Source organism: Terrimonas ferruginea DSM 30193, assembly GCF_000425585.1.
Taxonomy (GTDB): Bacteria; Bacteroidota; Bacteroidia; order Chitinophagales; family Chitinophagaceae; genus Terrimonas; species Terrimonas ferruginea.
In genome coordinates, this window is the sequence record NZ_KE384398.1 from 226479 (window position 1) to 240482 (window position 14004).

Genomic DNA, 14004 nt, shown 5'->3' on the forward strand with positions numbered 1-14004 from the left:
GTGGTGATTGAAGGGGTAACTGGTTGCCGGATTATTTTTCCTGTATTACTGCACCATCTTTTAAGGAGAAAATATTATCGGCGGCTTCGAGCAGTGCGGTGTTTTCGGTAACTATCACGATGGTGGTATCCTCTTTGATCCTGTTCAGGTACCGGATCATCGCCTGCGAAAACGCTTCATTCATGCCATCGACAGGATCTTCGAGCAATAGCAACCGCTTGCGGCCAAGCATGGCTCTCAGCAGTAAAATTTTCTTTCGTGAGCTGAAGGAAAGTTCGGTATCCGTTTCGCTTAATACGGTAAGAAAGCCTCCGGTAAACTGGCTGGAAAAATCGCCGATGCCCCACTCTTCCGCCAATGCAAGTACATCCTGGGTATCGATGTTTTGCCGGCCAAGGATAATATTATCCAATAATGAGCCTTTGATCACTGTCATGTCTTTGAGGTAGATGCCTGTCATATCCCGGAAAGAAGACTTGTCAAGATTTTTCAATGGCACTTTATCGAAAAGAATACTTCCGTTGGCGGGTTCATAAAAACCGGCCATCATGTTCAGGAGAAGCGACTTGCCGGCGCCGAGTTTACCACGGATGATGGTAAGGCTGTTGGCCGGGATACTAAAATTCAGGTTACGCAGGATGGGTTTCTGATCGCTGAACTGGAACATCACTTCTTTGAAAACAACTTCTACGCCGTTATCGGAAGGATTCAATTCTATATCGGCGTTACGTTCCTCGGCCAATTCCGTTACTTTGCTCAACTTGGTCAATGACGTAATGACGTCGTAATAACTCTCCAGGCTCTTGATCAATTTCTCTACAGCGGTGAGGATGGTCAGTACCACGATCTCTGCGGCGACGAAGGCGCCGATGTTCAATTGCTGGTTGACGAGCAGGTATACGCCGATGCCCAGCATCAATAAAGTGATGAGGACTTTGAACCCTACGATGGTCCAATACTGAAACAACAACACCTTGAAATGGGAAGTACGGTGTTGCAGGTAATCGACTACGCGGTTGTCGGTGCCGGAGAGGTGTGTATTGGCGCGGGAATTGATCTTGAACGTTTTCACAGAGCCGGCAATATCTTCCAGCCACGACACGACTTCGTACTTTTTATCGCTCTCTTCGATACTGGACTGGATACCCGAATTCATGGAAAACCGGAAAATGAGGATCACGATCATCAATACCATTCCACCAAAAACCAGGAACCAGGGGTGATAAAAAGAAAGCAATAAAATACCAAACACGATTTGAATCAGGGCCGTTGGTATTTCCAATAATAACTTGGCAATAGCTTTCTGCAGGTTGGGCGCATCGAAAAAGCGGTTGACCAATTCGGGCAGGTAGTACTTTTTGCTGGCGGTGAGGTTGATCCGCGGGAGTTTCTCTGCAAAAGCGAGTGCATACTCTACGAAAATTTTCTGCTGGATCTTTTCAATGATCTGCATAACCCGGATTCTGAAAAAGCCGACAAGGAAGGTGCCGAGTACAACAAAGCCGATAAGGATATATAAAGAGGTGACCATGGTTGCCCCCATTACAAAACTCACGATGGCCTGGATGCCGAGGGGAATGCTCAATTGCACGAGACCGCTCAAAATGGCATAAATGTAGATATTGCCTACATCCTTTTTTTCTTTGGTAATGTACTGAAACAGCTTCCTGCTGGTGAATTGTACGTTGGTGTTTTGCGCCACGGTATAGGTTATTTAAGTACCGAGAAAGCCAGCTTGTTCAGGTAATTGAAAACATACTTACGGTGATCAAGTCTGGCGGTATTATCTGTCAGGGACGGCAGGTGCTCGCTGAAAAACTGCTGATCGTGTGCGGTTTCCAGCAGGGTACTTGCCAGGGATCTGGAATAATCAAAATCCGGATTGAGTTCAAGAATAATTTCCTGTATAAAATGGCAAAGGCTCTTCAGCGGGCTGAATACTTTCTCCTGGTTGATTTCATCCACTTCTTTCACGAGGTAGGCTTTGCTGCTCTCTGCGATAACGATGCTGTGCAATTTTTCAAGATTATAATCCTGTACGCGGGAGACTACTTCTTCGTCGTGCATGATGATGCGCAGCATCAGCCTGAGTTTTTCAACCGGGTCAACGATCTGTTGAAGTCGCATTTTGGCCACGAACTCGAGGTAGCACCAATACCAATTGAGGATATAGGTCAGTAACTTATACTTGGAAGAAAAATAGCGGTAGATGGTAGCTTCGGTGGAATCGATTTTCTGCGCTAATTTTTTAAAAGTGAACTGTTCGAAGCCGACTTCGTGGATCAGTTCGATGGCGTTGTTGACAATAGCTTTGCCGACTTCGCTTGTTTCCGGATCTCTGAGGTAGAGGTGTTCGTTTAATTTAAACTTCAGCAAGACGTCCATAAAAATGTTTTTCGCAAGAAACTATGCTATTACAAGATTATGCAAAGCTAATATTTTAAAATGTTAAACAATTATAAATAATAGTATTACTATCACAAAAATGTCATTCTTTGATTTTGCAAAATTAGCTGCCCCGGGTATTAGTAGAAATTAGAATATGATTAGCAGGTGGTTAGAAAAATGGGGACATAAAATCCAGCCCTTCGGCGCAACTGACATTATTTGGCGGTTGTTCCAAGAAAGTAAGTCACCTGTTGCCGTCGGGCCACCCGGCAAAAACCCGGAATTGACAAAGGAGTATAACGAAAAGAGAAAGACGATCAGCATCAGTGGCGCACAGGAAAAGTACAGCCTGATACTTAATAAAAACGAATTAAGCCTGACTGACGTACGAGGTAGCCATATTCTGAAACCCGTGCCTGCGGAAAGGCTGGAGCGGATTGAAGACATGCCGGCCAATGAACATGTGACAATGCAGATTGCCAATCAACTCTATGGTATAAAGACAGCCGCGTGCGGGATGATCTTTTTTGACGATGGTAACCCTGCCTACATCACGCGGCAATTCGATTACAAAACCGACGGAACCAAATACCAACTGGAAGATTTTGCCACCCTGATGGGAAAAAGCCCGGAAAGGGAAGGCACGGACTTCAAATACAACGCATCTTATCTGGATATCGCGAACCTGATCCGTAAGTATGTTCCGGCCGCGGGTGTTGAAATGATCAACTTCTTCAGGATCGTTGTATTCAATTATCTTTTTGCCAACGGCGATGCACACCTGAAAAATTTTACTTTGATGGAAAGTGAACAGGGTGATTACCTGCTGTCACCTGCCTATGACTTATTATGCACGACACTGCATATTGATGACGCAGACCTCGGCCTGCATGGCGGACTTTATGAGGGTGATATGATTGAGGCACCCTATCTCAATTACGGATTTTATACCTATCAATCCTTTATACTATTCGCGGAAAAAATCGGTGTGCGGCAGCAACTTGCCGAAAGCATCATAGATCAATACACCAAAGCCGTATTGCCGGCTACGGAAATGATCAGGCGTAGTTTTTTACGTACGGAAGCTAAAGAGAAATACATAGAGATACTTTGGGAAAGACACTGGCGGTTTAAATTGAGGTGAGGTGTTTGATCTCATTTTCCGATTTTTACCGGTCCAGGCCAACAATATATTTGGCATTGATCTCGGTCATGTAGCCGGCATGTCCCACCTTGTCTTTAAACTTGGAATAGCTAATGCGGCCGTCCACCAGTACATGGCTTCCTTTGATGAAATGGTTCTTTGCATTCTCTATCAATTTTTCCCTCCACAGAATGACCGTATGCTAGGTGGTGATCATTGTCAACTTGCCATCGTCCTTTTACAGGACAGTGTCTGTTGCCAAGTTGAGTTTAGCCGTTGTACTTCCGTCACGGCGTTTCAGGATCTCCGGGTCTTTGCCTAACCAGCCGATAAGCTGGGCTTTGTTGAGGGATTTCATGTGCCTTCGCTTTTGATTGAATACGAAGGTGATAGGCAGCGCGGGCGCAAGCGGTACGATACTCGTTTAGTACCGTTTCATCAAACGGATAATTTCTTACTTTAACAGTATGGACCTGTCGATCAAAACTTGTCTTGAATGTGGCGATCCTGTCGGTAAGGGTAGGGCTGAACGTAAATTTTGAAGCTTTGAATGCAAGAACAAATACCACAATAAGGAAAACTTTGCCGATAAAATGGAGACGTCAAGGATCAAGAAGATCCTTGAACGAAACCGGAAAGTGCTGAAGAGGATGTTTGCGCGTAAAGACAAGCATGAAATCGAAAAAGAGCGACTATTGAAAGTAGGTTTTAAATTTGACTATCATACACATTTTAAAGACACGAAGTTTGGCAACTATACGTATACGTTTTGTTTTGATTATGGATACCGGGCGGTGAAGGATGGATACGGCAAAAGGACCGATTTAAAATTGTAAAGGCGTTTGACGAAAAAGAGGAATAACTGAATGATCTATCTAACATTTGACAGCAATATCTGGATATATCTACTCGATAATTCATGGACTTTATCCAATCCCCTTGATCACCTCGAACATTGGATTGATGAAAAACATATAGGAATTCTGGTACCTGATATTATTCTAACGGAATGGAATAATCACAAAGAGGCGGAAAAAGAATACAGGGTCAAAAAGCTGAAAGATTTTTTCCGGATGGCGCAGGAACTGATCCCCTCTCCTTTTATAGATGAACATAACAAACCCGATAACCTTTCCCATATCGTCGAGGAACAATTCAGCCGTATCGAAAAACTCATTCAAACAAATTCAAGAATACTCCCGATCGAAAGTGCGACCCGGCTTAAAGCAGTGGAATGGGGTGTTGCCAAAAAAGCACCCATGCACAAAAAATCAAGCATGGCCGATACATTGATTGTATGGACCGTCATTGATTTTGCCATCGCAAACCCGGGACATGACTATTTTTTTATTTCCAACAACACAGAAGATTTTTATGAAGGAGCCCCCAAGAAAATACATAGTCACCTGAAGGATCATTTTGAAACCAATAAAATAAAAGAATCCAGATGGCTGGCACAGGTTATTGAAGAACTGAAATTAAAATTGCCAGTCAGCATTGATATCGAAGCGGCCAAAAAAGAAAGAATAATAGCCAAGCTGGAGCACCAGGTATATAACCCCACTATACAAAAAGTAGTTTCGAATGCAGAAGACAGTTATTTAAGCAATACTACCATACTGGACGGAATCATAGGAAATCCGAGTCCAACTCCGGCACAAATGGCTTTTGCAATCAGCCTGACAAAAGAAGATAACAGTTATGCCTATCATTTTTATAAAAACCTGAAAAATGCATTATGGCTGGATCACCTGATTGAGCTTGGCGTTTATAAACCTGCCAATAATCCACTAACTGAAAAAACGGATAAAGGTTTTATAAGTCCGCTATGGTCTCCTCTATTATACCTGCTGAACCTGGCTAAAGATGCTTCCTTTATTGCTGACAGGAATAATGTTGAAAAAATAATTGCAATAATTGACCCGATCAGTAAAGATGCAAAAGATAACAGCAGGACCTGGCATTTAATTATTGAAATTGTAATCGCCATTCCGAATGAAATAATCTCGATTGACTTTTTAGGGAATATACCTGTTTGGGTCTCCAGCAAATTTGATAACTATATCGTAGGTGTACGGCTTTGCGAAGATCTGCTGCCTAAATTTTTAAACGCACACTCTTCGCCAGATGCTTTAGAAAAAGGTGAAATTGTAATTCGTGAAATATTCCGGTTATACCGATCAGAGCAGTCATCACCCTATAATAAAAAACCGGGGGAATTATATTCACCCATTTTCGATTACTATTTAGCAAAGGTTTCCCACCAGGAGCAGGTGATTAAGCAGGTTGTAAGCAATAGCAAGGACGAGCTCATTCTTTATATCTCTTCCCAGCTTACCCGTTTATTGTTAGACTATCCCAAAGGTATTACGACTAGCATTAAAGCCGGCACTAACCGGTATAGCCTAATCGCATTTGTGAAACAAAAAGATGCATTGTTTGTTCTCCGGGACGTTGAAACTGAAAATGTAATAGGGGAAACAACTATTACAGATTTCTTATCCGCCAGTGAAAGTAAGTTGGAAACATCCATTCTTTCATTTCTTGCTGACAACAATATTGCCTACAACGCAGCCGAAAATGAAAGTCATACGCTGGATATTATCATCATCAATCTGCTTAGGGGCAAATCATACCAGCTTGATTCAACTCCTTTGTATAAACTGGAAGCTGACGAGGATGAAAAAGACCTAGTTGCCATTTTTACCAAGATGCTGATTGCACTGATCCGGGAATATGTCATACAATTTCCAGAACAGGCATCTTCCTTTCTTGAACAATACTGGGAACAACATCCTTTGCCTGCTCACCGTCGTGTTATCCTGCATATCATTACCGGAAACTGGGCTACCACACGGTTGGTATTTACATCACTGCTTTCGAAGCATCCATCTGTCTTTTACTCACACGACTATGAAACAGAGATATATTGGCTATTAAAGAATAATTCTGGTTTGTTCTTCGAGACAGAGATTGCTACAGTTAAGCAGTTTATTGAAAAAGGCCCGGACAATTTATTAAGCGAAGAACATGCGGAAAGCAGACAATATTGGCAATTAAAGTGGTACGCTGCACTGAAAGATCACCCTGAATTTGGATTATCCTATAAACTACTTTCCGAAAAATTCAAACGCACGCAGGAAGATTTTGATAATGAAGGGGAAGTCAGGGTACGGTTCGGGACTGTTTCACCGTTTACTACCGAGGAAATTCTTGAAAAATCAAATAAAGAGATCGTCCAGTTCATGCTCCATTTCAAACCGAAGGATAGCTGGGAAGAACCCAACATAGACGGAATGGCTGAAAGATTGGGGAAAGCTGTAGAAAGCCAACCTGCCAGATTTGTTGAAGAGATAAAATTATATCTCGATGTGCCGTTTATTTATTTCTATCATATGCTCAATGGGTTAATTGAGGCATGGAAGAATAAACAATCATTTGACTGGGAGAAAATAATAGATTTCTGTACTGATTATATTGATCAGCCCAAATTCATTTCCGGTGAATTAAAGCAAGCTGCTGATAGCTGGCATGCCGATAGTGAATGGATCACAGGTTCCATCGGGAGATTGCTGTCGTCTGGTATGCAGCATGATGAGAATGCCTTTGATGCATCATTGCTTCCTAAAACCAAAAGGCTTTTACTCAGGTTATCACAGGGATTGGAGATACCCAAACAGGGGGTGAGGGATAAAATGGACTATCCAACTTATTCCCTGAACTCAACAGCCGGTAAGGTCCTTCGTGCATTGTTTGATTATTCACTCAAGTGGGCCAGGGTTAATAAAACTGCTGACGAAGATGAAAAATGGGAAAGCGATGTCAAAGCTGCTTTTGAGGCAACCATGCGCAAGGGCATTATAGATGGTTTCATCCTGCAGGGAATGTATTTTCACCAGTTTTACTGGCTTGATAAAAACTGGCTCACCCAGCATGTTAATTCTCTTTTGACAATTGAAGAGGATAAATGGATGGCATTTATGGGAGGATATTCATTTTCCAACGCACCTAATAGTAAGGAAGTCTATGCAATGATGTATCCCCACTATGAAAAAGTAATAGAGAAACAGCTTGAGTTTTCCAACTTTAATGAGCGCACCATCGTCCTTCACCTTGTCTCCTATCTGTTCTGGGGATACGAGACAATAAAAGAAAAGAAGCTGTCGTACCTGTACCTGACTGTTATGCCACCTGAAGCGGTCAGCGATTTCATCCAGTTTATTTCGCGGAATGAAAAATATTATAATCAACTGAAGGAAGAGGACAAGCCAGCTTTCCAGGCGATAATCCTTTCTGTCTGGCAACTTGTGCACGAACGGTTTTCTACGCCTGACACCGAAGATGAAAAAACGACAGTCGCGGCACTGGCTAAATTTCTTCCCTTCATGGCTACGCTTGATGATACTGTTACTGCACTCATACTGGACTCGGTAACAGTAATGAGTGAATATTACCATTGGCATGAACTCATCGAAGACTTACTTACCATCAGTGAAACAGCTACTAACAACCAAACTGCTGCGAATATTGGAAAGATCCTGCTGGCTTCTGACGGCCTTCCCTTGCATACAAGTTACGAGAGTGAAAAATTGATAACACTTGTAACCTACTTATATGAAAACGGCCAGAAGGCTACTGCCAACAAGATATGTGACGCCATCAGTCGCCAGGGCAATGATTTTCTACGTGAGGTATATAAAAAATACAATCCCTGAGCATCAGCAAAGGCTGTCTCTGAACCTGCGGTAAGTAATCTCCGAAAGGGTTCCGGTAAACCAGGGATTACCGACATACAATATATGACGGGAAAGGCCCTTGTATTCACTTACCCCAATTGTAAAATGATCTTCTTCTATCCTCGGCCCATGCGGCAAAGTCCCTACTGATGCTACAAACAGAATGACACCGAGACAGTCCGGGTAATTTTCCAGTTGCTGCATGATGGCGGTAGCTGTCTCGGCTTTATCCATTGAATAGAAATATAAAACCGATACCGGTATATACACTGTACCAGGTTGACCTGCGGGCAACTGCCTGATCTCACCAATGATCTTATTGCGATCCACCAGGCGCGGCGTGTCATTAAAGTTAACTTCCAAGCCCCCGACACTGTTGCGTTGAATCTGGTGACGTGCACACCATTCATCCAGTTCAGCTATTCGTTCCGGGTGAGTAACCGCGAACTTTATGAATTCATCTTCGTATACACAACACTTCTTTTGAGCCGCTGCTTCGTCTTTCATTGCACGGATCATTGCAATTGTCTTTTTCATCTGCGCCTCATCCAGGTGTTTCAATTGTTTACAGGCTTTGGGAAGATCATAGCCGTAATCAATAATGGTATTCGACAATTGACTATGCTGCTTCTGAATGGAACGCTGGTTATCGCTCAGCAACAACTGGCTCACTTCAATATAGATCGAGTCGCCAGTCTCTTCGTCCGTGATACGGATATCTGCACAGCGTTCTTTATTGGATTCCGTAAGAAAACTGAATTTGAAACCTGTCTTCGAGAACATCCGGCACACATCCGTAAATGGAATACCCTCTGACTGGCATTTCTTTCTTGGCTTTAACTTCTGCAATAGAAGCGTGTAATTCCCCGGATCATTTTCCTTCAATTCTTTCAGGAATTCCGTGAACTCAAACAAATCTTCGAGGTTGTGCAAATTCACTGTCAGCTTACTGCAAATCGGGTGATTATGATCACAGGTATCAAAAAAACCACGCCCTAATTCCTGCTTATAAAAATTAAGGAGCTCCAGCAATGCCTTTCGCTGTTCATCATTCTTTGCCATCTTTCCATAACTATCCGCCAACTTCGGCCATGTCGGAGCAGACCATCGAAGCGGTACCAGCGTGTACATTGTATGATCCATACCCTCACAAAAAGTTTAAGGTTCACTAGCGGATTATAAATTTACAAAAAAGCCAGCCGTTAACAGGCTGGCTTTGAAATTCTGAGAGACGATCACATGGATATACCATATCCTCTTGTACGCGCTTGCTTTTTTTTAAGCTGGGCGTTATCTTCCAGGTCGTCACCTCCTTTGACGGTTGCGGTCTTCTGTTCGAGTTTCTGGCCGGCCGGTTTGAAGTCCATGAACTCCAGCTTTTGTTCTTTGGAGAGCGGCTTCATGTGGGCATCATAGATATTTACCGTTCTCTCTTTGAGATTGGCTTCGATAAAACCTTTTACTTCTTCACAATCTCTTAAAAAGGTTACAGATTGAACATTTCCTTTAAGTAATGATTTGTGCAAACCACTTTCTTCTTCCGCTGTCATTGGTTTTAAAACGAGTTCATTGGCTGCCTTCGCGAGGTCATATCCATAGTCTCGTGGTAGCGGCTGATGGGATAGTTCTGGTTAAGGTCTATATCGCCTTTCATATCCAGTTGCACCCAGGCGTTGTATTTTTCTACTTCCTTGTTTACGAGACCCTTATTCACCGCGCGGCTTTCCAGTAAGTTGAATGCTTCTTTCGAGGTGATGGCATTGCCCCTGACAAGGTAAAATGTTTGGGAACGGTTGGATTCATCCTTCATGGTTCAAACTGTCCCGCGCTGTCCAGGAAATCCTGTAAGAATTGTGGTTTCAATGTTTCTTCCGGGACAATGGGACGTCGGAGTAAATTGGAGAACAATAATGATCCTGCTTTTCTTCCTGCCGGTTTTTTCGTCATCATAATATAACACTGGTGATCGAGGTAGGGCCGCTCATTGAAGAAGCGTTCGCTGGCGCGTGACAGGAAGCTGATACCGATCCCTGAAAAATCAGCTTTGTGTTTGGCTTCGGTGAACCACTCCTAATTATGAAATACCGTACCTGCCGGCAAAATTTTAATTGCCCTTATCAGTGACTGGTGCAAGGCTTCGTATTCCTGGTCAGATAAGGTAAAGAGTTCCTGTAACTGTACTTCATAGGCGACAGTGGTATCGCCCTGCTTGCTGAGTATGCAATCTTTCTCAACACCGAAGATGGGCAATATGTCTGCGAGGGTTTTGATGCATCAAAGGTGATGCAGAGGGGAGGCCAGGACATTGTGAAAATGGAACTACTACTTGTGAAAGAGAGAACATCAGTAAATTGCCATTCAGGCCAGTGCTTTTTCCTGTAATTTTTTAACGGCACTTATGGCACTGTGGCCAAATTCTGAATGATCGGCTAATTGCTTTAATAAAGGGATATCCAATGAACTTCCTACTACCTCCAGAAAAGTAATGGCATGAGTCAGCACAGCTTCTTTTTTATCCCATTGATATAAAGGGCATAGATCGCTTCCATTACGAATAGCGTGCCTGCAAACAGCGGCGACCCTTTCGGGAAATACCTCATGAATCATTGCGGGAGTCATCTTCAAATTATACCCAATATCATGATTGCGCAATGCCGCAAATGATTGGTACAATATATCCATCGTGTAGTTTGCCGCATCTTTTTCTAAATACAGCCATGCTTCTTCGCATTTTGCTTTTATTTCAGCATTGGTTAAATCAGTCCTGTTAATCCAGTAATGTACAATTGCCACGGCTGAAAGAGCATTATCCCGGGTCGTTGAATATTTTCCGACTCCTGTATCAATCAGCGCACCAAACTGAGCCAGTATACAATGTGCAAGGATATATACTGCAAGATCATCCTGCGGCATACTTGATTTTTCTTTCGGTGGTTCGGAGATAAATCGTTGCAGGTATACAGCCACTGCGGGGTCATCGAACTTTGCAAGTGATACAATAGCGGAAGTTGTGAACATACCATCATCGATACCCCTTACCACCATAATCATAAATTCCTTTCTTTCAGCTTCCGGGAGTTCATAGATAGCATTGCCATAAGCGCCTGAATAGGGATGGTCAAAATGCGCATAAAAAATTCCCACTGCTTCAGACCAGTTCTCAGGGTTTTCTTTATCAACCAAGATTCGCTGTAAACGGTGATCAACATTTTTACGTTCTTCTTCCTCCTCGTTCTCAAATGCACCTAAGCGACCCAGTGTGTCGAATATATTTGTATTCATCATGGGATTGCTGTTATCTATCAGTTCTTTAATCGCATCAATCAAGAGCAATCTTTCCTCTTCCTTTGGCCAGAAGTAACCAGCACCTTCGAGCAATTCAATTTTTAGATGGTAGGGCAGAAATTTCCACTTTTCAGTAAGACAATGATAGATGATGGAGTACAAAGGAATCAAACCATCGTTAAACCTTCCTAATGTCAATGCGGTATATAACGTCCCGTTGGACCATGACTCCAGGTTGATAACCGTTGCGACATTAGCAGGAACAGCCTCATTTTGCATCCGTAAGGACACAAGACCAGAATTTAATGTGGATACAATTCGGGACAAACCACTGCCGCGATCAGAGAAAGGACAATAAGCTGCAGAAAACAAATCACTGCGTATTGCAATCTTTTTCTCTTTTGCTTCCGGGTATAATCTTGTAAATTCTTTATCAAGCGTCGCGTCGGCGAAGCGGGCTACCTGGAAAACCTCTTCAAAAAAATGGCCATGCAGCAACAGTTCAGGAATGGCATATATAAAAGCCATCTCCGGCGGGCTCCATTTATTCATCGACTCTTCCACCATCGAAACTTTCCTGAAACCTTCATAATTGATTACAAATTGAAGCTGTTGCACTTCACACTTCAATTTTTTAAAAATGTCAGTAAATCGCGTAACCGCCCATTGACGGGCCACTTCTCCTCCTTCTCCCAAATATATCTCTGCTATCAGTTGCGAATCACTGATCTTTTCAAGCACCTTTAACAATACAGCTTCATCCTCAATCGCCCCTAACAAAAACATCCGGCTGTTACGATTTATCGGCATACCCAATGCAGTTGTAAGTATTTCCGGATCATGACCTGCTCTTCTTATAATGTCATCCGCGGTATAGGCATGAAGAAATAACTCGTGTCCAAAGCTCAGTTTGTCAAAATACCGGGCCAGGAGTTTTTTGCCTATTAACAGCTCAACGATACCCGGCTCTATATCCAGTTCTTCGAGTTCGCGAATGCTCAATACAAATGATACCCGGTCAGCCAGGTATTGTGCAATCCTGGAAAGCGTTCTGGTCCCTTCCGTGGCTGCGGCATCCAGTTTTTGACGTACATAATAATCAAAAAGGGAAAACCTGCTCTTACCAGCCAGCTTGTGAACTGCCATATTACCAATCATCATCGCTTCGAGACCTGAGGTAGCGGTTGACAGGAGTGATTGCAGTTTTTTACTGGCTTCCGGAGAGCTATAGCTTGCTGCTATTTGCTTTTTAGTTTCAAGGTCAGGCATCGGTACTGTAATCAATTCCAAATTCAATGCAGACGAACCAGCCTGGTGATCCTGGGATACGATGATCGTGCTTGCGGAATACCGGATGCATAATGCAAGCAGGCAACGATCGATTCGCTTTTGCTTGTCACGGCTGGATTCATTGTAGCCATCCACTACTATTATAATCGTTTTCTCCAGCTTTTTACAGGCATCAAAAAACACGGCAGCCGACGGAGCACCCAATAATTTTATTTCTTCATCCAGTAACGGCCCCAGCAGTGAATTAAAATATTTTGCTTCCAGATATAGCGTTACATGATCCTGCGCTGCCAGTTGTGTAGCAAGCCATTTCGCCATGAGTGTTTTTGAACAGCCTGATGGCCCGGCTATCAGCAAGTTTTTATTTGCTGTTGCCATTTCCATTATCCCGGACAGCGATATTGCATTATCTGTGTATGTGCACGCAACAGGGACAAATGTTTTTATATCGTCTTTCCAGGTTTCAATAAGTGACCGGTTGCAGTTTTTCAATAATTGTTCATGCTGGTAAAGCTGCGCACTTAATGCGGCCTCAGGAGTTGTGACTGGATGGATATGATGAGTGGCCAGAAAGCTTTTCCATTCCTGTATGGTGCAGCCGTTTTGCTTTGCTGTATTATTGTATGCCGGCAGTCCGGCAATTGATATCGTTGTAACCTTGAAATCAGTCGCGGGAATTCGAGATACAGTGTTAAGACCTGGTGCGAACAAAAGCTGAGTATGTGTATAAGGAACCTGCCTTCCCAGAAACTGAGATAACTCATCCCGTACAACATATCCTGCTTTCATTGCCTGCTCATAATAATTTCGGATAGGAGTCCATGCTGTTGCAGATGTTTTCTGCGACCAGGTTCCGTTGACCCCACCTTTGATTTCCTGCCGGGTACCTTTTACTTCAATTACATAACTGGTCATTTCAAACGCTACAATGAAATCAACCTGGGTCTTGTTCAGATTTACGTTTGCAATTAGTAATGCCTCTGTATTCATACTATTCAGCCGATCCAGAATAGCCTGAAAAGCGAATTTTTCGGAATCATATTCTATCGGCGACCCTATATATATAGTGACTTTTGATTGCATCGGCTTGCAAAGTTAAGTTTCCCGCTGACGAAATTCCCGAACATCCGTTATAAATTGATTATCAATCAAATACATTAT

General features: G+C 43.0%; 12 protein-coding genes. 2 read left to right on the plus strand and 10 right to left on the minus strand.

The annotated features are described in order from the left end of the window. Nucleotides 1–31 precede the first annotated feature (31 nt). Together H608_RS0113115 and H608_RS0113120 are read right to left on the minus strand one after the other, a co-directional pair. Nucleotides 32–1702: a peptidase domain-containing ABC transporter gene (locus H608_RS0113115; RefSeq protein ID WP_051268294.1), complete on the minus strand. Its 1671-nt coding sequence runs from the start codon at nucleotides 1700–1702 to the stop codon at nucleotides 32–34. 8 nt (nucleotides 1703–1710) lie between these two features. Next, entirely contained in the window at nucleotides 1711–2385 is a 675-nt protein-coding gene (locus tag H608_RS0113120; RefSeq protein WP_028788073.1) for a TetR/AcrR family transcriptional regulator, read from the minus strand. Between the two features lie 286 nt (nucleotides 2386–2671). Here H608_RS0113120 and H608_RS22325 point away from each other — a divergent pair, with 286 nt between their 5' ends. Next, nucleotides 2672–3532, plus strand: a complete 861-nt coding sequence (locus H608_RS22325; protein ID WP_162142878.1) for a HipA domain-containing protein — start codon at nucleotides 2672–2674, stop codon at nucleotides 3530–3532. A gap of 25 nt (nucleotides 3533–3557) precedes the next feature. On the opposite strand, the gene H608_RS24125 is transcribed toward H608_RS22325, so the two are convergent. Together H608_RS24125 and H608_RS24400 are read right to left on the minus strand one after the other, a co-directional pair. After that, on the minus strand, nucleotides 3558–3725 hold the full coding sequence (locus H608_RS24125) for a single-stranded DNA-binding protein (protein ID WP_081658890.1): 168 nt from the start codon (nucleotides 3723–3725) through the stop codon (nucleotides 3558–3560). Between the two features lie 45 nt (nucleotides 3726–3770). Further along, nucleotides 3771–3890, minus strand: coding sequence for a single-stranded DNA-binding protein (locus H608_RS24400; RefSeq protein ID WP_155990164.1), 120 nt, complete (start codon nucleotides 3888–3890; stop codon nucleotides 3771–3773). Between the two features lie 508 nt (nucleotides 3891–4398). Between H608_RS24400 and H608_RS0113145 the strand changes: the two genes are divergently transcribed. Beyond that, a complete protein-coding gene (locus H608_RS0113145) occupies nucleotides 4399–8247 on the plus strand; it encodes a PIN domain-containing protein (RefSeq protein WP_028788075.1) in 3849 nt (1282 codons plus the stop codon). 3 nt (nucleotides 8248–8250) lie between these two features. On the opposite strand, the gene H608_RS0113150 is transcribed toward H608_RS0113145, so the two are convergent. The 6 genes from H608_RS0113150 to H608_RS0113170 form a co-directional block, all read right to left on the minus strand. After that, nucleotides 8251–9411: a hypothetical protein gene (locus H608_RS0113150; protein WP_155990165.1), complete on the minus strand. Its 1161-nt coding sequence runs from the start codon at nucleotides 9409–9411 to the stop codon at nucleotides 8251–8253. Between the two features lie 92 nt (nucleotides 9412–9503). Next, nucleotides 9504–9818: a hypothetical protein gene (locus H608_RS23715; protein WP_028788077.1), complete on the minus strand. Its 315-nt coding sequence runs from the start codon at nucleotides 9816–9818 to the stop codon at nucleotides 9504–9506. 5 nt (nucleotides 9819–9823) lie between these two features. Beyond that, a complete protein-coding gene (locus H608_RS23720; RefSeq protein WP_028788078.1) occupies nucleotides 9824–10078 on the minus strand; it encodes a hypothetical protein in 255 nt (84 codons plus the stop codon). After that, nucleotides 10075–10218, minus strand: a complete 144-nt coding sequence (locus H608_RS24660) for a hypothetical protein (RefSeq protein ID WP_211227066.1) — start codon at nucleotides 10216–10218, stop codon at nucleotides 10075–10077. The genes H608_RS23720 and H608_RS24660 overlap by 4 nt, the downstream gene beginning before the upstream one ends. 120 nt (nucleotides 10219–10338) lie before the next feature. Then, the gene (locus H608_RS24955; protein WP_211227068.1) at nucleotides 10339–10539 is read right to left on the minus strand and encodes a DUF3875 domain-containing protein; all 201 of its coding nucleotides are present in this window, start codon (nucleotides 10537–10539) and stop codon (nucleotides 10339–10341) included. An 87-nt stretch (nucleotides 10540–10626) separates the two neighbouring features. Beyond that, nucleotides 10627–13926 (minus strand): NERD domain-containing protein, encoded by a 3300-nt coding sequence (locus H608_RS0113170; RefSeq protein ID WP_081658891.1) that lies wholly within the window; start codon nucleotides 13924–13926, stop codon nucleotides 10627–10629. Between the last annotated feature and the right edge of the window lie 78 nt (nucleotides 13927–14004).